Origin of the sequence: Metaclostridioides mangenotii, assembly GCF_017873185.1 — a bacterium.
GTDB classification, from domain to species: Bacteria; Bacillota; Clostridia; order Peptostreptococcales; family Peptostreptococcaceae; genus Metaclostridioides; species Metaclostridioides mangenotii.
Genome location: NZ_JAGGJX010000002.1, coordinates 1 through 25,408 on the forward strand (window position 1 = coordinate 1; position 25,408 = coordinate 25,408).

The 25,408-nt window shown below is 33.6% G+C and carries 15 protein-coding genes, 1 rRNA gene and 1 riboswitch; of the genes, 9 read left to right on the forward strand and 7 right to left on the reverse strand.

Annotated elements, in window-relative coordinates; genetic code table 11:
* The first annotated feature begins 117 nt into the window (after nucleotides 1-117).
* Nucleotides 118-234 (forward strand): 5S ribosomal RNA (gene rrf / locus J2Z43_RS06200).
* Nucleotides 235-724: 490 nt separating this feature from the next.
* Here the strand turns inward: rrf and J2Z43_RS06205 are convergent.
* From J2Z43_RS06205 to J2Z43_RS06220, 4 genes are all read right to left on the reverse strand, one after another.
* A complete protein-coding gene (locus J2Z43_RS06205; RefSeq protein ID WP_209456394.1) occupies nucleotides 725-985 on the reverse strand; it encodes a hypothetical protein in 261 nt (86 codons plus the stop codon).
* Nucleotides 986-1,105: 120 nt separating this feature from the next.
* Nucleotides 1,106-2,551, reverse strand: coding sequence for a Na+/H+ antiporter NhaC (gene nhaC, locus J2Z43_RS06210; RefSeq protein WP_234926110.1), 1,446 nt, complete (start codon nucleotides 2,549-2,551; stop codon nucleotides 1,106-1,108).
* A 43-nt stretch (nucleotides 2,552-2,594) separates the two neighbouring features.
* Nucleotides 2,595-3,770, reverse strand: a complete 1,176-nt coding sequence (locus J2Z43_RS06215; protein WP_209456395.1) for a MalY/PatB family protein — start codon at nucleotides 3,768-3,770, stop codon at nucleotides 2,595-2,597.
* Between the two features lie 231 nt (nucleotides 3,771-4,001).
* On the reverse strand, nucleotides 4,002-6,077 hold the full coding sequence (locus tag J2Z43_RS06220) for a sigma-54 interaction domain-containing protein (protein WP_209456396.1): 2,076 nt from the start codon (nucleotides 6,075-6,077) through the stop codon (nucleotides 4,002-4,004).
* Nucleotides 6,078-6,818: 741 nt separating this feature from the next.
* On the opposite strand from J2Z43_RS06220, the gene uvrB reads away from it, so the two are divergent.
* The 4 genes from uvrB to nrdF all read left to right on the forward strand — a co-directional run bounded on the left by uvrB (nucleotide 6,819) and on the right by nrdF (nucleotide 14,995).
* The gene (gene uvrB / locus J2Z43_RS06225) at nucleotides 6,819-8,789 is read left to right on the forward strand and encodes an excinuclease ABC subunit UvrB (RefSeq protein ID WP_234926112.1); all 1,971 of its coding nucleotides are present in this window, start codon (nucleotides 6,819-6,821) and stop codon (nucleotides 8,787-8,789) included.
* Nucleotides 8,790-11,615: an excinuclease ABC subunit UvrA gene (gene uvrA, locus J2Z43_RS06230; RefSeq protein ID WP_209456397.1), complete on the forward strand. Its 2,826-nt coding sequence runs from the start codon at nucleotides 8,790-8,792 to the stop codon at nucleotides 11,613-11,615.
* Nucleotides 11,616-11,916: 301 nt separating this feature from the next.
* On the forward strand, nucleotides 11,917-14,019 hold the full coding sequence (nrdE, locus tag J2Z43_RS06235) for a class 1b ribonucleoside-diphosphate reductase subunit alpha (RefSeq protein ID WP_209456398.1): 2,103 nt from the start codon (nucleotides 11,917-11,919) through the stop codon (nucleotides 14,017-14,019).
* Between the two features lie 10 nt (nucleotides 14,020-14,029).
* Entirely contained in the window at nucleotides 14,030-14,995 is a 966-nt protein-coding gene (gene nrdF / locus J2Z43_RS06240; RefSeq protein ID WP_209456399.1) for a class 1b ribonucleoside-diphosphate reductase subunit beta, read from the forward strand.
* Nucleotides 14,996-15,059: 64 nt separating this feature from the next.
* Here the strand turns inward: nrdF and J2Z43_RS06245 are convergent, their stop codons facing one another.
* From J2Z43_RS06245 to J2Z43_RS06255, 3 genes are read right to left on the reverse strand one after another with little or no spacing between them, the layout of a single operon-like run.
* Nucleotides 15,060-15,815 (reverse strand): ABC transporter ATP-binding protein, encoded by a 756-nt coding sequence (locus J2Z43_RS06245; RefSeq protein ID WP_209456400.1) that lies wholly within the window; start codon nucleotides 15,813-15,815, stop codon nucleotides 15,060-15,062.
* Nucleotides 15,815-16,906, reverse strand: a complete 1,092-nt coding sequence (locus tag J2Z43_RS06250; protein ID WP_234926114.1) for a FecCD family ABC transporter permease — start codon at nucleotides 16,904-16,906, stop codon at nucleotides 15,815-15,817. Before J2Z43_RS06250 ends, J2Z43_RS06245 begins: the two co-directional genes overlap by 1 nt.
* 22 nt (nucleotides 16,907-16,928) lie before the next feature.
* A complete protein-coding gene (locus J2Z43_RS06255) occupies nucleotides 16,929-17,990 on the reverse strand; it encodes an ABC transporter substrate-binding protein (protein ID WP_209456401.1) in 1,062 nt (353 codons plus the stop codon).
* Between the two features lie 139 nt (nucleotides 17,991-18,129).
* A riboswitch (cobalamin riboswitch) is annotated at nucleotides 18,130-18,323 on the reverse strand.
* Nucleotides 18,324-18,532: 209 nt separating this feature from the next.
* Between J2Z43_RS06255 and uvrC the strand changes: the two genes are divergently transcribed.
* The 4 genes from uvrC (at nucleotide 18,533) to J2Z43_RS06275 (ending at nucleotide 25,331) form a co-directional block, all read left to right on the forward strand.
* Complete coding sequence (gene uvrC / locus J2Z43_RS06260; RefSeq protein WP_209456402.1) at nucleotides 18,533-20,359, forward strand: excinuclease ABC subunit UvrC; 1,827 nt, start codon at nucleotides 18,533-18,535, stop codon at nucleotides 20,357-20,359.
* Between the two features lie 31 nt (nucleotides 20,360-20,390).
* Nucleotides 20,391-21,335 carry an HPr(Ser) kinase/phosphatase gene (gene hprK, locus J2Z43_RS06265; RefSeq protein WP_209456403.1) on the forward strand — a complete coding sequence of 315 codons (945 nt, stop codon included), beginning with the start codon at nucleotides 20,391-20,393 and terminating at the stop codon, nucleotides 21,333-21,335.
* Nucleotides 21,336-21,747: 412 nt separating this feature from the next.
* Complete coding sequence (locus J2Z43_RS06270) at nucleotides 21,748-23,592, forward strand: NAD(P)-binding protein (protein WP_209456404.1); 1,845 nt, start codon at nucleotides 21,748-21,750, stop codon at nucleotides 23,590-23,592.
* Complete coding sequence (locus tag J2Z43_RS06275) at nucleotides 23,586-25,331, forward strand: NADH-dependent [FeFe] hydrogenase, group A6 (protein WP_209456405.1); 1,746 nt, start codon at nucleotides 23,586-23,588, stop codon at nucleotides 25,329-25,331. Before J2Z43_RS06270 ends, J2Z43_RS06275 begins: the two co-directional genes overlap by 7 nt.
* Nucleotides 25,332-25,408: the final 77 nt, after the last annotated feature.

Genomic DNA, 25,408 nt, shown 5'->3' on the forward strand with positions numbered 1-25,408 from the left:
AGTGCAGCAATGTATGGAGCTTATCGATACTAATAGATCGAGGACTTGACCTGATTTTAGATGATTTACTAAATTATATATGTAGTTTTTAGAGTACTAACTCTAATTTAAAGATTATGTGGTTACTATAGCAGAGAGGATACACCTGTTCCCATTCCGAACACAGAAGTTAAGCTCTCTTGCGCTGATGGTACTTGGTGGGAAACTGCCTGGGAGAGTAAGACGTAGCCACGTAGTCTTTTTTTAGTTTTTAATTTAAAAAATGGAGAGGTTAATGGTTAAAATCCGAACGTATATGATGACGACATTGTGAGCTTGTAGGCTGGCTAAGAAACCACGCCAGACGTCTACAAGCTCACAACAACATCCTTATATCCATTCGAAATTCAACTATTAACCTCTATTTTATTTAAATCTAAAACTTCCTATGTTAGGGCTTTGTGCGGAAGATCAAAATTAAAGTCAAATTCAAGAGCAAGGAGAAAATTTAAAAAATAATTATTAATTTTATGTTTTTCATTTTATTTTTTTGTTTTCTTGTCCAACCTCGCTACTCTAGAGCAGGCAAATACTGCTTAATGAAGATTGCAAATAAAGATAAATATATATTAGGAATTCAATTAAGATTGGAGAGCTTATTTCATAAAAATATATTAGATTGTAAATAGAAGTGGAAATGTAAAACTCCTGTGCAGCTACAGCCAGGAGTTTTACATTTCCACTTCTATTTTTTTTTTGAAAAAGGAACTAAAGCCAGAACCATTAGTATTATACTTATTATCCAAGGTTTTAATCCAAATTTATTTAATAATAAGTTAACTCCAGCTAGTATCATTAGTGTATATCTGGTCATAAGGAGTAAAGAACCTTTAGATAGTTTGTTTATAGATGCTATTTTAAGAGACAATAAAAACAATCTTATCCCTAAAAAAGATATCAAAACCCCAATGACATCTTGAATTATATAATATAAATGAAATTCCATTAATTTTCTCCTTTTAATATTATGTACATATAATATAAGTTATATAAAGTATATAAAGCCTATATATAGGATGTCCAATAACTAACTCTATATATAGACTTCAATTAAATTTTTATATTATTATATGTTTGCGAAATTTTGGCACTCAAGTTCTCGTTTTTCTAATTCAATTAATTCTTCATCGGTATACGTATTCATATTAAATCCTGTTGCTCCGTATATAAAGTTAATTATAGGGCTTATCCAATTTAAAAAGCAGAAAGGTATAAATGTAAATACTCCAACTCCTAACGTTTGGCTGCAGAATATAGCATTAGAATTCCATGGTATTAGAGGTGCACCTAAAGTAGCTGTATCTTCTATTATACGTGATAGATTTTCTGGTTTCAATTTAAATTCTCTGAAAATCGGTGACATTGCTGTCCCTACGAATACTGATGTAAACATCATTGATGAACTAAAAGCATTTGCAAGATAACTTACTATGAATGTAGTTCCCACTAACTTAGTTCTTGACTGGCCAATTTTCTTTATCATTGGCTCAAGTAATACTTCTAAAAATCCTGTTCTCTGTAAAATTCCAGCAATTACGAATACTACGAATACTAATAATGCTGTTTCAGCCATACTCATTATTCCGCCGCGATTTAATAATTTATCAGTATATTCAAGACCAGTCTCAATGTTAAATCCGTTTAGCATATAATCTAGTATATCTGGTATTTTTTGACCTTCTTGAAAAAATGCTATGATACCTGCCATAACTGCTGATGATAATATTGAAATAATAGGCGGCTTTTGTAGAACAAGTAATATCATTAAGAATATAATTGGAATCAGTGCTACAAATCCTATGTGGAAGTTACTTTCTAATACTGTCATTACTTCGTTTATTTGATGGCTATCTATTGTATTGCCTGCGTACTTAAAACCAATAACTGTATATAAAACTAGACAAATCATAAAAGATGGAACTGTAGTACCCATCATATGTTTAATATGAGTCATTATATCTGTTTTACATACTGCAGCTGCTAAATTCGTTGAATCTGATAAAGGTGACATCTTATCACCAAAAAATGCACCAGATATAATAGCTCCAGCTGTTAGACCTGGATGAACACCCATACTATTACCAATAGCCATAAGTGCGACACCAGAAGTACCTAGAGTTCCCCAAGATGTACCAGTAGCTAATGATGTTGCAGAACAAATTAGTAAAGTGGCAACTAAAAAGTATTTAGGCGTTATTGTTAAAAGACCTCCGTATACTATTGTCGGTATTGTCCCTGATGCTAACCATGCCGCTATAAGTACTCCAACTGATAATATTATAAAATTTGATTGGAAAGCATCAACTCCAACCTCAAATCCAGCTCTTTCTATTTCACTATTAGTGTATCCAAGTTTCATGGCTGCAGGTACAACTATAAGCCATGACAGCAGGAACACTGTAGTAACAGATGCTCCGAATCCGACCATACCTATAGTAGCAAAACCAACTACTGCAAGTATAACTAATAATGCGAATCTAAACGTGGGTTTTCTTTTTTCTGTATTACTCATGATTTTTATTCCTTTCGGGTTTTTAAGTAGTTTTATATTAATTTTATAACAGATAATCTACCGCAGTTTTTATTCTATTTAATCCTTCTTCAACCATAGATCTAGGACAAGCCAAGTTAATTCTTTGGAATTGGCTTCCACCTATACCAAAAGAAGGACCATTATTAAGGGCTATTTTACCTTTTTTTACTAACGCAGTTGCAATTTCTTCATCACTTTTACCAAGTTTACTAAAGTCCACCCACAGCAAATAAGTAGCTTCAGGTTTATGAACTTTAAGAGAAGGGATATTTTCCTCTATATATTTTATTGCGTAGTCTATATTACCTTCTAAATATTCTAGAAATTCCTCAAGCCATTCTTCACCGTGGTTATAAGCTGCTTCAGTTGCTACTAAACTAAAGGCATTATTTCTTTTTATATCTATTCTAGTAAAAGCTGTATCTAATTTTTTATAGTCATCTTCATTTGGAAGTATAACTTGAGACATTTGAAGCCCGGCTATATTAAATGTTTTGGTAGGTGCCATGCATGTAATACTATTTTGAGCGAATTCTTCAGATATTGATCCAAAAGGAGTGTGTTTATAGCCTTTTAATATTATATCACTGTGAATCTCATCAGATATAATTTTAACTCCATTTCTTATACATATATCACCTAATTTTTTTAGTTCTTCTTTAGTCCATACTCTCCCAACAGGGTTATGCGGATTACAAAGTATAAACAATTTGACATCTTTAATTTTTGCCTCGATTTCATCATAATCCATTATATAGTTATCGTTTTCCTGCCTAATTAAAGGGCTTATTACTAATTCCCTGTCATTAGCCTTAACGATACTATTAAATGGACTATAAACGGGTTCTTGAATCATTATCTTATCATTTTTTTCAGTTAATTCTTGAATAAGTAAGCTTATTGTTGGCATAACTCCTGGGCTGAAAATTAGCCATTCTTTTTTTATATTCCAACCATATCTTTTTGAGACCCAATTAACGATCGATTCATTATAAAAATCTGGCCTAGTAGTATAACCGTATATCTCCTGATCCATTCTATTTCTTATAGCCTCAACTATACAAGGTGCAGCCTTAAAGTCCATATCAGCTATCCACATAGGTAAGATATCGTTAGTTCCATATTTCTTATCCATTTCAGACCACTTTGCTGCAAAATTATTACTTCTGTCTACAACAGTATCAAAATTGTAATTCATAATATTCTCCTCCAATTAATATTTGATATAATTTAGATAAGCAATTAATATGCCATAAAATAAATTTTATATAAAAAGAGAATTAATAGGTTCACAAGTATTGTAATAACATGTGTGTAAAATATATAAAATATTAAGTTTTTTTATCTTAATATAGTGGAGAGGTATTTTTTTATATTATAAACTATTATTTAACGAAATAATGGGTACAATGGGGCAAAACGTATCCCATTAAACCCTTTTATAATTATCTAAAAATTCTATTCCAGATTTAGTTATTACTGATCCACCTCTACCAGTTAGTATATCTACAAATCCATTATCCTGTAGGTCTACTAGTATAACCCTTATTTGCTGCTCAGTTAAAAAAATACCATTTGAAGAAGCTAGGTTGTGAAGGGTCCTTCTACCAATTCGCTGCCTTAAATTATAAGCTGTATTTAGCTGATTAAGAACAAATAAATATTCACTTAAAGGTCTTTTAAATTTAAGAGAATTTGAATTATTATTACAATCTATTGGTTCGTTAAGGTGCAACGGGATATTGTTATTTCCAGATTTAATTATATCTAATATATATTCAGGAAAATCACATATCTCTATTATTTCCTTATCTAGATATGAAAAGTATTCAGCGATATTTTTCAGTTCTCTAACATTACCTTCCCAGCAATAATTTTTAAAAATATTCTTTACTTCTTCACTTAGCTCAAAGTTAGTGTTTAATTCCTTTTTAAAGGAATCAAATATAAGAAATATATCATCTGTACGCTCTCTTAGAGGTTTTATCTTTAGGGGAAGAACATTTAATCTGAAATATAGGTCTTTTCTAAATTTATTTTGATGGACAAGCTCATTTAAATCTCTATTAGTAGCTGCAATTATTCTAACATCTATTTTTACAACTTTATCCGAACCAATTCTTCTTATTTCCTTCTCTTGTATTACACGTAAAAGTTTGGCTTGAGAATTTAGATCCATTTCACTTATTTCATCTAAGAAAATAGTTCCGTTGTTCGCTAGTTCAAAAAGACCGATTTTTCCACCCTTTTTAGCGCCTGTAAAAGCACCTTCATCATAACCAAATAGTTCACTTTCAAGAAGACTTTCATGAAAAGTGCTACAGTTAAATGCTACAAATGGACCAAAACTTTTATTAGATGCATTGTGTACAGACTGTGCAAACAATTCTTTACCAGTACCACTTTCACCAATAATCAAAATAGAAGAGTTTGATTGAGACATTTTATAAGCTAGCTTTTTTGTGCTATTAATCTCTTTTGAGCATCCTATTATATCTTCAAAAGTATATTTAGAGATATTTCCTGAGTTAACCAATTGAGCACGTAGCTTAGCTTGTTTTTTCTCCGCTTGATAAAACTTAGTAATTTTTATTATAAACCCATCGAAGATATTAAGTTGTATATATTTAACTTCTATATTTATATCAAGATTATTAATTTTAATTAGCTTTCCAAATATTTGTGTCCTATTTTCTATAATGTTATCAAAATCAATATCGCTTATATATTTGCTTATTTTTTTACCTATCATTTGATTATCGTTAATGCCGAGTATTTTCTTTGCTATATGACTATAAAATTGTACGATTCCACTATGGTCAATACATATTATTCCATCGTCAATGATCGATAACAAAAGATCAAATTGATTTTCTAATTTATTTCTGTTTGCTAGCAATGTTTCGGTACAATAACTCGTCGGAGTTATCTTTTCCATATACTTTTTTATAAGATCGTCTTTTATTATGTGATCTAGATTAGTTTTTATTCCTATTTCTATAATACAACTTATATCTATGATTCTGTATCCTAGATCTATGATATTGCACAAATTAGTATCAAACATTACTTTTTCACCCGGAGTCAAAATTGTATTATTAACTGGAGGATTTTCCATGTTGGGATAACAAGGAAGTATATTAAGGTGGTCGATACCAAGTCTATATACCAATGAAATAGTTTCTAAAGCCATTTCCCTTGTTAAATTATACATATAAACTGTTTCATTTTTTTGTAGAACAGTCATTGTATCGACACTAGACTTTTCAAAAGTAAGTTTTGGAATCAGTATTTGAGCATCAGCACAAGATATCTTTGCAATCTCATCATGCTTCATATATACAGATAGGAGTATTAGTTTCTCTTTTAAAGTGTGAAAATTATTTTCTTCAAAAGAGTATAGGTTAATTTTGATATAATCTCCCAAAAAATATCTAATTTGATTTTTATATATTTCGCCAGCGTCTTTTTTAAGCGTTATAATTGCCAGTTCTTTGTAGATCATCTATATACCTCACTTAACTTATACTTAATTATTGCTAATACATTCTAGTTTCACATGTATTATAACAGTAATTCAGTAAAAGACAAAATCCTAATATTAGAAAAAGTTTTGGTTTTTTTAACTGAGTTAAATTACTTCCAAATTTAAAATTTAAATTAAAGGTAGATTTTTTAATTAACAAAGTTTAAATATTATTAATCGTTTTGTATTTATGATTAACAAAGTTAAGTTAAATAAATATGGGTTGTAGAACAATGGAAACATGGAACCTATTAAAGTTGTATTTACGGATTAAATTTAAACTAACTAAAAAGGTGGCTTATCATAAATAGTAATGAAATGCTAAGAAATAAATATAGAAATATAATATCCCAAATCAGACAATATTAGTCTGAGAATGGATGGAATATTTACGTTATATTAGCATTGGCTACATCCTCTTATAAAAACCTCTTATTTTTAAAAAATTTATTCAAAAAAATGTTTGAGACTCCGACTTTTAGGACATAATATATAATGTAAACGTAATATAAAGCAAAATAGATTACTCAATCTCCCCCATAAAGGCCTCTATCCCCCATAGAGGCCTTTTTATATTATAAATTCCTACAAAAAAGGTATATCCCCAAAAATGGAAAAGAAATCTTTAGAATAAAAATGAAATATGATTAAAAAATAATTTTAATTGTGATATAATGATATATATTAGGAACTAATGTTCGAAAAAAGGAAGTGATTAGTATGGATTTCAAAATAAAATCTGACTTTAAGCCTACTGGAGACCAACCAGAAGCTATTAAATCAATTGTGGGATCAATAAATGATGGTGAAAAATTCTCAACTTTACTAGGTGTAACTGGATCTGGCAAGACATTTACAATGGCGAATATTATTCAGGAAATAAATAGACCCACGCTGATTATGGCACATAATAAGACCCTTGCTGCACAGCTGTACAGTGAGTTCAAGGATTTTTTTCCCGACAATGCGGTTGAGTATTTTGTAAGTTACTACGATTACTATCAACCTGAGGCTTATGTTGCTCACAGTGATACTTATATAGAAAAAGATGCTAGTATAAATGACGAAATTGATAAACTTAGACACTCTGCAACTGCTTCTATACTTGAAAGAAGAGATACAATAATAATTTCATCTGTTTCATGTATATACGGTTTGGGTGATCCAAAGGACTATAAAGAGCTAATGCTATCACTTAGACCGGGAATGGAAAGAGACAGGGATGAAGTAATAAAAAAGCTGATAGAAATTCAGTACGAGAGAAATGATATCAACTTTACTAGGGGTACTTTTAGAGTAAGAGGAGATATACTTGAGATATTCCCTGCAAGTAATGATGAAAAGGCCATAAGAATAGAGTTCTTTGGCGATGAAATAGAGAGAATCACCGAGATCGATTATATTACTGGAAAGATAGAGGGTGTAAGAAGTCATATAGTTATTTTCCCGGCATCACACTATGTAACAACTCCAGAGAGAATAGAAAAAGCGATAACGGCAATAGAGAAAGAGCTAGAAGAAACTGTAAATATATTTAAAGAAAAAGATATGTTGCTCGAAGCTCAGCGTATTGAGCAGAGAACAAATTACGATATAGAGATGTTGAGAGAGATAGGATTCTGTCAAGGAATAGAAAACTACTCTAGACATATAACTGGAAGGGCTGAGGGTGAGAAGCCTTACACACTTATGGACTTCTTCCCAGATGATTTCCTTATAATTGTAGATGAATCGCATGTTACTATTCCTCAAGTAAGGGGTATGTATGCAGGAGATAGATCTAGAAAAACTTCTCTTATAGATAATGGATTTAGACTTCCTTCGGCTCTTGATAATAGACCTTTGAACTTTTCTGAGTACGAAGAGAATATACATCAGATGCTATTTGTAAGTGCAACTCCAGGACCATATGAAATAGAACATTCAGAAACTGTAGCTGAGCAAATAATAAGACCTACAGGACTACTAGATCCAATAGTGGATGTTAGACCTATAAATAATCAAATAGATGATTTACTTGGAGAGATACACAAGACAATTGAAAAATCAGAGAGGGTATTGATCACAACTCTTACTAAGAAGATGAGTGAAGACTTAACGAATTATCTAAAAGAAGTAGGAATTAAGGTTAAATACCTTCATTCAGATATTGTTACTTTGGAGAGAACTGAAATAATAAGGGATCTTAGATTAGGTAAATTTGATGTTCTAGTAGGTATAAACTTACTTAGAGAGGGTCTTGATATCCCAGAGGTATCCTTGATTGCAATATTAGATGCAGATAAGGAAGGATTCTTACGTTCTGAGACATCATTGATACAGACTATAGGACGTGCTGCCAGAAATGAAAACGGTAGGGTAATAATGTACGCAGACAGGATTACAAATTCGATGAGAAATGCCTTAGATGAAACTCAAAGAAGAAGAGAGATACAAAATGCGTACAACGAGGAACACAACATTACTCCGACGACTATAGTCAAGAATATAAGAGATAGTATCGAAGCGACTGCGGTTGCTGAAGATGAAGTTGTATATGGAATTAAAGATACAGACGATATAGATGAAATGAAAGCAAACTTAGAAAAATTAAAAGCTGAGATGTTAGAAGCTGCGAAAGATTTACAGTTTGAGAGAGCAGCGCAGTTGAGAGATAAGATTAAAGAATTGGAAGAGAGGATACAAAAGTAAATGGACGATAAAATAGTTATAAAAGGGGCAAAAGAACACAATCTAAAGAATGTAAGTCTAGAGCTTCCAAGAGATAAATTCATTGTATTTACAGGTTTATCAGGCTCTGGAAAATCATCTTTAGCATTCGATACAATATATGCAGAAGGACAAAGACGTTATGTAGAGAGTTTATCCTCTTATGCAAGACAGTTTTTAGGTCAAATGGAAAAACCAAGTGTAGAGTATATAGGAGGACTTTCGCCTGCTATATCAATAGATCAGAAAACTACATCTAAAAATCCACGTTCTACCGTTGGAACGGTTACAGAAATATACGATTATCTTAGACTTTTATATGCAAGGGTCGGCGATGTTTACTGCCCTACTTGTGGAGAAAAGATAAGCCAGATGACTATTCAAGAGATAGTAGATAAAATTTTAGAACTTCCGGATAAAACTAAACTACAAATTCTGTCTCCTGTTGTCAGAGGTCAGAAAGGTACTCATAAAAAAGTGCTGGATAGCATTAAAAAAGATGGTTATGTAAGAGTAAGAGTCGATGGTGAAAATTACGAGGTAACAGATGATATAGATTTAACCAAAAATCAAAAACACAGCATTGAAGTTGTTGTAGATAGAATTGTTGTGAAAGACGGTATAGAATCAAGACTTGCCGATTCAGTGGAAACAGCTGTAAAACTTGCAGATGGATTAGTTTTAGCGCAAGTCGTAGATGGAGATGAGATACTGTTTTCAACTAAATTTGCGTGCCCAGAACATGGAATTGCAATAGAAGAACTATCTCCTAGAATGTTTTCATTCAATGCTCCATTTGGATCATGTGGTGTTTGCAAGGGGATTGGTGAGAGCAGAGAGGTAGATCCTGATCTAGTTGTTCCAAATAAGGATTTATCTATAAAACAAGGTGCAATTGCCGCTTGGGGATCTACAGGAGTTAACGATGACACTTACTACAGCAAGATGATTAAAAGCCTTGCAGATCATTTTGGAGTGTCTCTGACTACACCATTTAAGGATTTACCAGAAGAGTTTATAGATGAACTTCTTTATGGAAGAGAAAATGTAAAGGTAGAATTCACTTACGAATCGAAATTTGGAGGGGTTAGACAGTACAAGTCTTACTTTGAGGGAGTAGTTGTAAACCTAGAGAGAAGATACAGTGAAACCAATTCAGAGTACGCTAGAGATAAAATAGAAGAGTATATGGCTGAAAGACCTTGTCCGAAATGTAAGGGAAAAAGATTAAAAAAAGAAGTTCTAGCCGTACTTATTAATGGAAAAAATATAATGGATGTAACGGATCTTTCTGTAAATGAATTGATTGAATTTATGAATGGCTTAGTTCTTACAGAAAAACAGCAGTTTATAGCTAAGGAAATAGTCAAAGAGATAAAAGAGAGAGCTACTTTCTTGAGGGATGTTGGGCTTGACTACTTAAACTTATCTAGAAAAGCTGGAACACTATCTGGAGGAGAGGCACAGCGTATAAGACTTGCTACTCAAATAGGTTCTGCTCTAGTTGGAGTTTTGTATGTACTTGATGAGCCAAGTATAGGTCTTCATCAAAGGGACAATGACAGACTTATATCTGCACTAAGAAACCTTACAAATTTAGGAAACACTCTTATAGTTGTAGAGCACGATGAAGACACGATGAGAGAAGCAGATCATATTGTAGATATAGGACCTGGTGCGGGAATCCACGGTGGAGAAATAGTAGGACAAGGTACTTTAGATGAGATAATAGCAAATGAAAACTCTATAACAGGGCAGTATTTAAGTGGTAAAAAGATAATTCCAATTCCTGAAGAGACTAGAGAAGGAAATGGAAACTTCCTAGAAATAATTAAAGCTTCTGAAAATAACTTGAAAAATATAGATGTAAAAATACCTCTTGGCAAATTTGTGAATATAACAGGTGTTTCTGGATCAGGTAAGAGTACACTTATAAACGATATACTTTACAAAGGTGTATCTAGTGCTGTTAACAGGGTTAGAAAGAGACCGGGTAAACATAAAGAGATAAGAGGAATAGAAAATATAGATAAAGTAATAAATATAGACCAGAGTCCTATAGGAAGGACACCTCGTTCGAACCCAGCGACTTACACTGGAGTATTCGATCAGATAAGGGATATATTTGCTGCTACAAATGAAGCAAAGGCTAGAGGATATAAAAAGGGAAGATTTAGTTTCAATGTCAAAGGTGGAAGATGTGAAGCTTGTAAAGGCGATGGAATTATAAAAATAGAGATGCACTTCCTTCCTGATGTATATGTACCTTGTGAAGTTTGTAAAGGTGATAGATACAACAGAGAGACATTACAAGTAAAATACAAAGATAAGACAATATCAGATGTGTTGGATATGAATGTTGAGGAAGCAGTTGAATTCTTTGAGAATATTCCAAATATCAGAAGAAAACTTGAAACACTTGTAGATGTAGGACTTTCATACATCAAACTTGGGCAACCTTCTACGCAGTTATCGGGTGGAGAAGCTCAGAGAATTAAGCTAGCCACTGAGCTTAGTAAGAGACCAACAGGAAAGACTCTGTACATTTTAGATGAGCCTACAACAGGACTTCATATTGCGGATGTAGATAAGTTAATTCAAGTTTTACAGAGATTAGCCGATACTGGAAACTCTGTAGTGGTTATTGAGCACAACTTAGATGTAATTAAGGCTTGTGATTATATAATCGATCTTGGACCTGAGGGTGGAGATAAGGGAGGATCAATAGTTGCTACTGGTACTCCAAAAAAAGTTTCTAAAGTAGAAGCTTCTTATACAGGACAGTTTTTAAAAAAATATTTTGAGTAGATCATATAATACATTAAGTTTATTAAAGCGACAACTAGATTGTCGCTTTTTTAGTTCAAAAGATTATATAGGTACGAAGATATTTAGGAGGATATTAATATTATTTATCGTCTATTTTATTTCGTATCTTATTTTTTATTAAAGTCAAAACATTCTTGTACCCATATAAAAAAATTAAAAACATAAAATGATAAAATTATGTTGATAAAATTTGGGCTATAAATATTGATGTATACACTATATATAGTGTATACTTTGGAAGTCAAACACAATATATAGTATGATAGGATGGGACGTATTTATGAAGTGGATAGAATTAAATAATGAGGTTTTAATGCCTACAGAAGAGAATAGATTCCAATTAGAGAAGGATCAAGAGGCATTAGATGTTTATATAAAAGAGTCTGTTTTAAAAAGAAGTAAGCAATTTAAAAGTACATATGAAAGATTTGATTATTTAATAGAAAATGAATACTATGATAAAAATGTTGTAGATAATTATAGCAGGAAGTTTATAGAGGATCTATACGAGAAAATAGAGTCTGAAAACTTTTCATTTAAATCGTATATGAGTGCGAGTAAATTTTATGATAATTACGCTTTAAAAAGCGATGATGGTTCTCAATTACTGGAAAGCTATGAGGATAAAGTAATCATATGTGCGTTGACTTTAGGTGATGGGGACAGCAATCTAGCTATGAGAATAGCAGAGAAGCTTATAAGACAAGAATTTCAACCTGCCACACCTACATTTTTAAATTCTGGTAGAAAAAGATCTGGTGAAATGGTAAGTTGTTTTCTATTGTCTGTAGAGGACAGTTGTGAAGGGATTTCATATGCTGTAGGAGCTTCAAATCACCTTTCTAAGATAGGCGGAGGAGTTGCTATTAACCTAACTAGACTTAGGGCTAGTAATGAATCTATAAAAGGAATACAAGGTGCCAGCGGAGGAGTAGTAGGAGTTGCCAAAATGCTTGAACAGTCTTTTAGCTATTTTAACCAAATGGGAGCTAGACAAGGGGCTGGGGCAGTCTATTTAAATGTTTTCCACGCGGACTTTGAATTGTTAATGGACACTAAAAAAATTAATGCTGACGAAAAAATTAGACTTGCGACATTGTCGCTAGGAGCTATAATACCAGATAAATTTATGGAACTTGCTGAAAAAAATAAAATGGCTTATGCTTTTTATCCGCATACAGTATATAAAAAATACGGAGTACACTTAGATGAGATTCATTTAGATGAATGGTACGATAGACTGGCTAATGATCCTGATATAAGGAAAAAGGAGATAAATCCGAGACAGATGTTGACAAAAATTGCCCAAACACAGCAAGAGAGTGGATACCCTTATGTTATGTTTATAGATGCTGCAAATAGAGAGCATATATTAAAAGATGTAGGGACAATAAAAATGTCTAATCTGTGCTGTGAAATTTTTCAGTATCAAACGCCATCTGATATAAAAGGATACGGCGGAGATAATACTTGGGGAAATGATATAAGTTGTAATCTAGGTTCTCTAAATATAGCGAACACTATGGATAACAATGATATTGAAAATACAGTGGATACAGCTATAAGAGCCTTGACATTTGTAAGTCAAAATACAAATATAAACGAGGTACCTACTATAAAAAATGGAAACAGTGCATCTCATGCAGTAGGGCTTGGAGCTATGAATTTACACGGATACCTTGCTAGAGAAGGCATATTGTATACATCAGCTGAGGCAATTGAATTTGTGGATGTATTTTTTGCGATGATTAGATATTACGCCATAAAATCTTCTATGAATATCTCAATAGAAAAAAATAGTACTTTTAAAGGATTCGAAAAATCTGAGTACGCAAAGGGAGAAGAAAGCGAAGTATTAAAAAAATACATTGAAAACGACTATTTACCTAAAATGGAAAAGGTTAAAAAATTATTTGAGGGAATGGATATACCTACAAAAGAGGATTGGAAAGAACTTATAAATTCGGTTGCAGAAAACGGGTTATATAACGCATATTTACTAGCAATAGCTCCAACACAGAGTATAAGCTATGTTCAAAATGCTACATCTAGTGTAATGCCTATAACAGAGCAGATAGAGGTTAGAACTTACGGAGATTCTACAACTATATATCCAATGCCATTTTTGAGCAATGAGAATCTACTGTACTATCAATCTGCATATAGAATGGATATGTTTAAGGTGATAGATATGGTGTCTACAATACAGTCTCATATAGATCAAGGAATTTCTACTACACTGTTTGTTACAGATGATAAGACTACCAGAGATATAGCAAGATACTATATATACGCATATAAAAAAGGTTTAAAAAGCCTTTACTACACGAGAACTAAAATGGTTAGAGATGCAACAGACGAATGTTTAGCTTGTTCAGTATAAGGAGGATGTTATGAGTTTTGTAAATAAAGCAGTTAATTGGAATAAAGAAGATGATAATTTTACACAGGCTTTTTGGAATCAAAATGTAAAACAATTTTGGTTACCTGAAGAGGTTCCGATATCTAAAGATTTAAAATCTTGGTCTCAGTTGAAAGATGAAGAGAGAAACCTATATAAAAAAGTCCTAGGAGGTCTTACCCTTCTGGATACTAAGCAGGGGAATGATGGAATTCCTTCTATGATGAGTCTGACGGAAGACTTACAGAGAAAGGCTGTTTTATCATTTATGGGAACTATGGAGGAGATTCACGCGAAAAGTTACTCTTCTATTTTTACTACATTGCTGTCCAATATAGAAATAGATGAGTTATTTGATTGGATAGAAACAGAGCCCACACTTCAGAGAAAAGTTGATATAGTATTAAAACAATACAATAATACAAATGACGATGAAGGTCTGTATATGGCTATGGCTACAAGTGTATTTTTAGAGAGCTTTTTATTTTATAGCGGATTTTTTTATCCGTTGTTCCTATCTGGTCAAGGGAAGATGATTGCGAGCGGTGAAGTTATTTCGCTTATATTGAGGGATGAATCTCTACATGGAAAATATATCGGGCTACTTGCTCAAGAAAAATACAATGAATTTTCAAATTCTACTAAAGAAGAACTTAAAAACAAAGTATATAAAATTCTATACATTCTTATGGAAAACGAGATAGAGTACACTAAGACAATATACAGTGGAACAGGTCTAGACATAGAGGTTGAAAACTTTTTAAAATACAACGCAAATCAGGCTCTAGAGAATTTAGGTTTTGCTGAAGAATATACAGTTGATAATGTGAATCCAATAGTATTAAATGGGCTTAGCACAGAAACAAAAATGCATGATTTTTTCTCAACTAAGGGTAACGGATATCAAAAGGGTACATACGAGGAATTACAGGATAGCGACTTTGATTTTTCAAATTAGAAAAGTAAACTGGAAGCTTTAAATGATAAAAAATCATTAAAAACTCCCAGTTTTTTTAATTAGATTACGTATATAAAATATGTATCTGTCCTTTTGAATCTTTTACGATTTCCGAATCGACACCGTAAATTTGCCATATAAAATCTGTAGTCAATATCTCTTCCGGGTTACCTTCACCTACAATTTTTCCATCGCATAAAGCATAAATACGGTCACAGTACGTAGCTGCAATATTTAAGTCGTGTATAGCTGAAACTACAGTGACATCGAGCTCTCTAATTGTTTTAAGCATCTGTATCTGGTGAGTAATATCTAGGTGATTAGTCGGCTCATCAAGGATTAAGCAAGGCGTATTTTGAGCAAGCGCCCTAGCTAGAATTACCCTTTGCCGTTCGCCACCAGATAGAGTAGAAAAATTCCTATCAGCGTAGTTTTTCATATTCACAATATCTAGTGATTCTTCAACTATTTTATAATCATCGTTATTATCTCTTTCCATTGTACGTTTATGTGGGGATCTTCCCATAAGCACTATTTCTCTGACAGTAAATTCAAAGTTGTAGTCATTGTGTTGCGCTACTACCGCAATTTTTTTAGCAGAGTCTTTTACATTTACAGATTGAAGAGGATCTCCATCTAAATAGATACATCCATTTGAAGGTTTTAGAATTCGATAAATACATCTAAGTAGAGTGGATTTACCGCTTCCATTGGGGCCTATAATTCCTATAAATTCTTTTGCATTGCAATTGATACTGACGTCTTTGAGGATTTTTTCAGCTCCATATGATAATTCAATATTCTTAGCTTCTATATTCATTATTCGCCACCTCCAAATCCATATGACTTTTTAACCATTAGATATATAAAACACGGTGCACCTATCATCGATACAAGTATACCTATAGGTATCTCTGAATTTGGGATGAGTACTCTACAAAGCACATCCGCCCATATCATAAAGATCGATCCAGTAACAGCACTAAGGGGGATAACTTTTTTATGGTCCGTACCAAATATCATACGTATAATATGAGGAATTATAAGACCGACAAATCCAATCATACCCGCAGCGTACACTGCAAATCCAATAATAATAGATGAGATAATCATGTATAATATCCTGTATTTATATAGATCAGTACCCAGAGTGATAGATACCTCATCGCCCATTAACATTAGGTTTAAGTTTCTAAACTGTGTACAGAAAAACAATGTACCCAATATGAATAGTGGAAGCAATAGCAATACTTTACTCCAGTCTGCTCCGGCCAAGCTGCCCATAGTCCAGTATGCTACTTCCACTGCTGCTGTTTTATTATTGGTAACGTACAGAACACAGTTGGAAAAAGCAGTACACACAGCTCCAATTGCCATACCTGAGAGAACTAGTTTAGATGAATTGGATCGCCCGCCCATGTTAGACAGTGTCATAACTGCAAATGTAGCTGCAAGTGCACCTAAAAAAGCCATTATACCGATTGAATTACTTCCAAATAGAGCCCCAAATCCAAGCATTATTGCTGTGGTTGCACCTAGCGATGCTCCAGATGAAACCCCGAGTATATAGGGGTCTGCAAGGGAGTTTTTAACGACCGCCTGCATTACCACACCACATACCGAAAGCCCCATGCCTATACATATCGCTAGCAAAACTCTAGGAAATCTAAGTAGCCATACTACATCGTGAATAGGTCCTTCTGCAAACTTTGAAAGTGAATCAAAGTGCAGTAACTCAAATGCTATTACACTGTAAACTTCTCTTATTGAGATATCTGCATTGCCGAATGTAATAGATGCAAGTATTGAAAATACCAAGAAAACGATTAAAATCAGAAGTATCGAGTAGTACAAGGGCATGTTATTTAATTTTGTTTTAAAACTTCTATCATTATTAGTAAGATTTTTCATTTATTATTTTTTATATAAACTCCTATTTTAAATTAGGATATAACCCTTCAGCAAAGTTTACGATTCCGTTTTTTGTACGTATACCGCTAGCATACATATCTCCGAGCATAATAGGTTGAACTCTTTTATTCTTAATAGCTGAAAGGCTAGCTAGGCTTTTATCTTCTAAAATTTTATCTAGGTTTTCCTTTTTAACTTTTTCTGCATCATCACCTGAATAAGGCATATATACTACGAATATTACATCTGGATTTAGATTGATTATATCTTCTTTACCAAGATCAGCCCCGTCTTCATTGACAAGTTTACCGCCGAGCTTTGTAACCATATCTCCACCAAGACTTGATGCTCCATAGTTTACAATAGTGTCTCCTTGGAATTCAAGGATCAATGCTGTAGGCTTCTTTTCTATTTTAGATGTTTTCGCAGCGACCTTGTCGATTTCTGATTTCATATCATCTACAATTTGATGAGCTTTTTCTTGAACATCAAAAATTTTACCTAAATTTAAGATATCAGTAAACTCATTTTCAAGAGTTCTAGCTACAGCATCTTTTTTACGAGTATTTGAATTTATATAAATATTTGTACCGTTATTTACTAAGCTTGCTGCATCTCCAAGTGTTTTATCGCCAAAGTAAGATCCCCAGCTAAGTATTAAGTCTGGATTTAGCATTGTTACAGATTCTTTAGATGGTGCAAACTCTGTTAGGTATTTAACTTTGTCAAATGCTGGTTTCAAATCTGAAGAGACTTCATTGTCTAGCCCAGCAGTTGCGGCTATTTTATCTTCTAATCCTAGAGCTAACAGTGTTTCGATAGACCCTTGATAAACTGCTAAGGCTTTCTCTGGAGCTTTTTTATAAACAGTTTTTAATTCTTCGCCATCAGATCCATAAGTTGTTATAGTCAGTGGATATTTTGTTTTTTCGGGTTTTGAATCTGTTTCAACTTGAGCTTGAGGACTGTTCCCCTCTTTGTTATCAGACTCAGATTTTTTAGGACTACAAGCAGTAGTTCCCAATACCAATATTGAAACTATCAATACTGATAAAAAACTTTTTAAAAAATTTTGTTTTTTCATTTTTTCTCCTCTTAATATAAATATACTATCAACAGAAGAAGCCCCTGGTTTGTACTAAAAAAACCTGCTAAAAAGCAGGCATTCTAAAAACAATGTATGGAATTCATACTATGTATTAGATGTTATGCTTTGCACGGAAGCTTCATCTCAATATTAAGCAGGTTTCCTGACTTACAGATCAAAACCTAACTTCACCTTCTCACAGATTTATCTGCAATGGTATACAAAACTAGGTTCCCTGAATACAGTGACCGGATCGCTCAGGATTCTCACCTGATTCCCTCTTATTAAGTAAACTACAATTTACTTAATCACTTAATATAAGTTAACTACTAAAATTTATCATAATTATTCGTTTTATGCAACTGCTACTTAAACAAGGTAATATTTGCCTACCTTTACTGTTACATAGAATGGAAAGTACAAGTATTTAAAATACTAGACTAAATTAAGAAGTTTAGAATATAAGTTCTAAAACCTTTTAAAAGTAGATATTTGAGGTATAATTTAAATATAGAGAATATTTTAATGGAGGAATAATTTTGTTTGATATACAAGAACATTTAAAAAATCTACCAGCTGAGCCTGGTGTTTATTTGATGAAAGATAAATTTGACAATATCATATATGTAGGGAAAGCTATATCACTTAAAAATAGAGTAAGACAGTACTTCCAATCTTCTAAAAATCATTCCTCTAAAGTTAAGTCTATGGTTACTAATATTGATAGATTTGAGTATATTATAACCGATTCTGAACTTGAGGCACTTATCTTAGAGTGTAACTTGATTAAAAGATATAGACCAAAGTACAATGTTCTGCTTAGAGACGATAAGACTTATCCTTATATAAAGGTAACAGTTAATGAGGATTTTCCAAGACTTCTAAAAGTTAGAAGGGTTCTAAAGGATAAAGCTAAGTACTTTGGACCTTACACTAATATTTCCGCCGTAAATGATACAATTGAGGCGCTTAGAAGTGTTTACCCGATTAGAAGTTGTAATATCGATATAGATAAAGCAATTAAAAACAATATGAGACCTTGTCTAAATAAGCATATAAAAAAATGCGTAGGTCCTTGCACCGGAACAGTTAGTAAAGAAGAGTACGGAAAGATGATAGATGAAATAATCTACTGCTTATCCGGAAAAGAGGAAAAATTAATAGAAATTCTGACAGAGAAAATGCAAAAATGCTCTGAAGAGTTTAATTTTGAGGATGCTGCTATGTACAGGGATAAGATTATGAGCCTTGAAGAACTCGTACAAAAACAGAAGATAGACAATGTAGCATTGGATTTAAATCAAGATATAATTGCTATGGCAAGAGCTCATGATGAGGCTTGTGTACAAGTATTCTTTATAAGAAACGGTAAAATCGTAGGAAGAGAGCACTTTATCCTTGAGGGAGTGCTCGATAGTCCAAGATCTTCTATATTGGGATCATTTGTGAAACAGTTCTACATGGAACAAGAATATATTCCAAAAGAATTGATTATAGAAGACGAAATAGAAGATAGTTTTGTATTAGAAGAGTGGCTTACAACTAAAAAGGGACAAAAAGTAACAATTAGAGTCCCACAAAAAGGTGAAAAGAAGAGTTTAGTGGACATGGTCAGAAAAAATGCCATTGAATACCTTGAGAAATTCTCTGATATGAACAAGAGAAAGTACGAAAAGAGTATGGGTGCTCTTGAAGAACTACAAAAAATACTGGATTTAGATGAAATTCCAAAGAGGATAGAATCTTTTGATATCTCTAACATACAAGGGGTGGATTCCATTGGAAGTATGGTGGTTTTCACCAAGGGAAAGAAAGATAAGAAAGAGTACAGAAGATATAAGATTAAGACTGTTGAAGGCCCGAATGACTACGACTCTATGGCTGAAATAGTAGAGAGAAGGATAAAGTACGGCAATTTACCAGATCTTATGCTATTAGATGGAGGTAAGGGACAAGTTAGCTCAGTAAAGAGAATTCTAGATTTATACGGATTAGAAATTCCTCTTTGGGGAATGTATAAAGATGACAACCACAGGACAAAAGGCTTGGTAAATAAAGATAGAGAAATAGAGTTGGATAAGACTTCTAACTTATATAGATTTGTGGCGAGTATTCAAGAAGAAGTTCACAATTACGCTATTTCATATCATAGAAGTCTTAGAAATAAGGCGATTACTAAATCTGTGCTGGATAATATTCCGGGAATAGGTGATAAGAGAAAAAAGGCTCTTTTAAACCACTTTAAGGATATTGATGCAATAAAGGCTGCATCTATAGAAGAATTAAACGAAGCTGATGGAATGAATAAGTCGTCCTCAGAGAGCGTATATAAATTTTTCCATAAAGATATAATAAAAGATCAATAATAAAAGAGCAATAATTGAGGAGAGGTAATCGATGGATACAGAGAAAAGAGTAGCGATTAAAGATTTAGCAATGGATTTACGATTAGAAATTGTTTATATGCCACAGGAATCTGATATTTATGTAGAGTCGGCTGAATTAAATAGACCGGGATTGCAATTAGCTGGTTACTTTGAGATCTTTTCAAATGATAGAATTCAAATAGTAGGGAAGACTGAGTACAACTATTTTGCAAAAGTAGATTCAGAGAAAAGAGCAGAGATATTAGATAAATATTTTTCGTACGATATACCAGCTTTAATTATGACTTCTGGGCTTGCTGCTACCCCTGATTTTATTGAATACGCAAAGAAGTACAATAGAGTTTTACTTAGAACTAAAATGAATACAAGTAAAATAACAAGCAAACTTCTAAGCTATTTAGAAGCTAGGCTATCTCCAACTACGACAATACATGGTGTATTGGTCGATGTATATGGAATTGGTGTGCTGATAAAGGGTGACAGCAATATAGGGAAATCCGAGACAGCTCTTGAGTTAGTTCAAAGAGGAAATAGACTTGTCGCAGATGATTCTGTTGAAATCAGAAAGCAGGAGGACCATAAGGTTGTCGGAACATCGCCTGAAATTTTAAAGTATCTATTGGAGATTAGAGGAATAGGCATAATAGATGTAAGGAGCTTGTACGGTGTAGGAGCTATAAAGAATTCAAAGACTATAGATATGGTAGTGTATCTTGAAGCTTGGGATAGTACAAAATATTACGACAGGCTCGGTCTAGATAAAGACTACGAAAAAATTCTCGGTATAAACCTTGAAAAGCTTGTAATACCAGTTAGACCAGGTAGAAATACCTCCATGATCATCGAGGTTGCGGCTATGAACTTTAGACAAAAGGGAATGGGATATGATGCCGCGTATGAATTCAATAACAAGCTTATAGATATGATAGACAAGAAATCCAATGATGATGAATAGATTAAATTGGTAGAAATTAGTGTTAAGGCATTTGAATAGATAGTAGGATTAGGCTTATAAGGTGTGTTTTAAAGATTGACTGAGTTAGATGATTGTATAATTGTAAAAGCGTAGAGGGTGTTTATAGTAGAGAAAGAAAAAAATCTACTACTATTGTAACAGCTACTATGAAACATTACATGGTATTAATCAAATAACAAATGTCATATTTTTGAAATATACCTTTTTTGTTTCGATAAAATATATCAAATACTGTATTTTCTAAGGATTGTTAAAAGTATATTTTAGTTGTAAAAATATTTTTGCATTGATATAATATCTTATAATAAAAAATTCATAAAATTATGAATGTTAAAATAATAATAAAGCGTTTATAAATTAAAAGTCAAATTGATTTGAAAGGAGTAGGTTTATGAGTAGATTGAGTATGATTACTAGAAGTAAAGCTCAAATGGTTGTTGAAGAGCTGTATAGAGATCTAGAAAGAAGAATTGTCGCCAGTCCTCCAGGATTATGCCCTGTAGATATGTCATCATCTTTTTTAAAGATGTGCCACGCTCAAACTTGTGGAAAATGTGTACCGTGTAGAATTGGGCTTGGTCAATTGGGGAATTTACTTGAAGATGTTTTAAATGGGGATGCTACTTTAGAGACTATTGACTTGATTGAGAGGACAGCTCGTGTAATAGCAAATTCTGCGGATTGTGCGATAGGATACGAGGCAGCAGAGATGGTACTTAAAGGACTTGATGGTTTTAGAAATGATTATGAAGAGCACATTTTGAGGGGAAGATGTCTCTGTCATTTAGAACAACCAGTACCTTGTGTGGCACTCTGCCCAGCAGATGTTGATATACCGGGTTACATAGCGTTAGTTGGAGCGGAGAGATATGCGGATGCAGTTAAACTTATCAGGAAAGATAATCCATTTCCAACAGCCTGTGCATTAGTATGTGAACATCCTTGCGAGGCAAGATGTAGAAGAAATATGATAGATGACTCAGTAAATATAAGGGGCTTAAAGAGAATGGCAATAGATTATGCAGGGTATGTTCCTAATCCTGAAAACGCAGAGTCAACGGGTAAAAAAATTGCTGTAATTGGTGGTGGTCCAAGTGGACTTAGTGCAGCTTACTATTTACAGTTAATGGGACATCAAACTACCGTATTTGAGAAGAGAAAACTACTTGGTGGTATGTTAACTTACGGTATACCTAGTTATAGGTTGCCAAGAAAAAGTTTGGAAGAGGATATAAAATCTATACTAGATACTGGTGTGGAAGTTAAGATAGAGGCATCAATCGGAAGTAGTGATGATGAAATTTCAATGAACCAATTGAGAGAAGAATACGATGCAGTGTATATTTCGATTGGAGCTCATACAGATAAAAAAATAGGTATAGAAAATGAAGATGCAAACGGAGTAATCTCGGCTGTTGAGATGCTAAGAAATATAGGGGACAGTGAAATGCCAGATTTTAAAGACAAGACAGTCGTTGTAATAGGTGGAGGAAATGTCGCAATGGACGTTACTCGTTCAGCTATAAGACTAGGTGCTAAAAAGGTGAATGTTGTATACAGAAGACGTAAAGTAGATATGACTGCGCTTATGGACGAAGTAGAAGGCGCAATAGCTGAGGGGGCGGATGTACTTGAACTTCACTCTCCAGAGTATATTGAAACAGATGAAAACAACAATGTAAAAGCGCTTTGGGTTTCTCCTAAGATGGTAGGCCTAATAGGTAAAGATGGAAGACCAAGACCATCGGATTCTAATTTAGATAAAGTAAGAATACCATGTGATACAGTAATAGTCGCAATTGGCCAGGGTATAGAAACTCCTCACTTTGAAGATGCCGGAATACCTATCAAAAAAGGTGGAATTGATGCGGCTGCATGGAGTGCTGTTGAAAATACAGATGGAGTATTTGCAGGAGGGGATTGCGTAACTGGTCCAGCGACTGTGATACGTGCAATTGCAGCGGGAAAGGTCGCAGCGGCAAATATAGATACATACCTAGGATTTGACCATATAATTTCGACGGATGTAGAAATACCAACTGCAAGGTTGGATGATCGCCCAGCATGTGGAAGAGTAAATATGATGGAGAGAGATGCAGATGATAGAATAAAAGATTTCGATATGGTCGAGCTATCTATGTCTCGTGAAGAAGCAAAACAGGAAGCAAATAGGTGTCTAAGATGTGATTATTTTGGATATGGAGTTTTCAAAGGAGGTCGAGTATCTCAATGGTAAAGTTAAAAATAAATAATACAGAAATAGAAGTAGCAGAAGGAACAACGATTTTAGAGGCTACTAAATCGGCAGGGATGTCAGTACCAAGCCTTTGTTATTTAAAGGGAATAAACGAAATAGGTGCATGTAGAGTATGTGTTGTAGAGATGAAAGGAATAGAAAAACTTATTACTGCATGCAATAATATAGTAGCTGAGGGAATGGATATATCGACTAATTCACCTAGAGTTAGAGAAGCACGTCGCACAAATGTAGAGCTAATACTGTCTCAACACGATTGCAATTGCCCTACATGTGGTAGAAGTGGAAACTGTGAACTGCAAACATTGGCAAATAACTTAAATTTTCCTGAAAACCACTATAAATTAGAGGTTCCACACTCAAATTGGCCTAAAGATTTCCCATTAATCAGAGAAGAGGGGAAATGTATAAAATGTATGCGTTGTGTGCAAGTTTGTGACAAGATACAAGATCTACAAGTTTGGGATATAGCGCAGACTGGTTCGCGTACGACTGTAGATGTTTCTCTAAATAGAGATATAAAAGATGCAGATTGTTCACTCTGCGGTCAGTGTATAACTCACTGTCCAACAGGGGCTCTTCACGAGAGGGACGATGTAGGTAAAATACTTAGAATGAATGGCGTTTTAAACGAACCTGATACAATTACAATTATTCAAGTTGCACCATCTGTTAGAACAGCATGGGGGGAAGCTTTAGGACTTTCTAGAGAATTTGCAACTGTGAAAAGACTTGTTTCTGCACTTAGAAAGATGGGGTTCGACTATATATTTGATACAGACTTCTCAGCTGATTTAACTATTATGGAAGAGGGAAGCGAGTTTTTAGAGAGGCTTGGAAGTGGAGAAAAGAGCAAATATCCGATGTTTACATCGTGTTGTCCGGGTTGGGTTAGATTTTTAAAGTCTCAATATCCAGATATGGTGGATTCACTGTCAACGGCTAAGTCTCCACAGCAGATGTTCGGGGCAGTTGCGAAGAGCTATTACGCCGATATATTGGGAGTAGATCCATCTAAAATATGCTGCATTTCGGTAATGCCATGTGTAGCTAAAAAACACGAATGCGATATACCTAATATAAACGACAGCGGTGCTGAAAAAGATGTAGACTTCGTCTGGACGACTAGAGAGGTGGTTCGACTAATAAAATCAGAGCATATAGATGTAAGTTTACTTGAAGAGGAGGAATTCGATATGCCTCTAGGAATAGGTTCAGGTGCAGGAGTTATATTTGGAGCTACTGGTGGAGTTATGGAGGCGGCTCTAAGAACGGCTTATTATTTGGTAATGGGGGAAAATCCTGATGCCGACCTATTCAAAAATATTAGAGGTATGGATGGAATAAAAGAGTCTACAATTGATTTAAATGGAACATCTCTAAATCTTGCAATTGCGAGTGGTCTAGGAAATGCAAGACAATTAATCGAATCGATAAGAAGTGGCGAGAAGAAGTACGATTTTGTAGAAGTTATGGCATGTCCAGGGGGTTGTGCAGCAGGAGGAGGTCAACCTATACATGCTGGAGAAGAACTCGGAGAAGAAAGGTGCGGCGTCCTGTACAATTTAGATAAAAACAATAGTATAAGATTTTCACATGAGAATCCTTCGATAGCTGATATATACAAAAACTATCTTGAGAAACCACTATCACATAAATCACATAAACTGCTTCATACAAACCACCACAAATGGGAAATGCCTGAATCTGTTAGGTAGCGAGTATAATATAAAAAACTGTCTCAAATGCTGAGACAGTTTTTTCTTTAGTTACAAATTTAGTTGATCAGTTTATT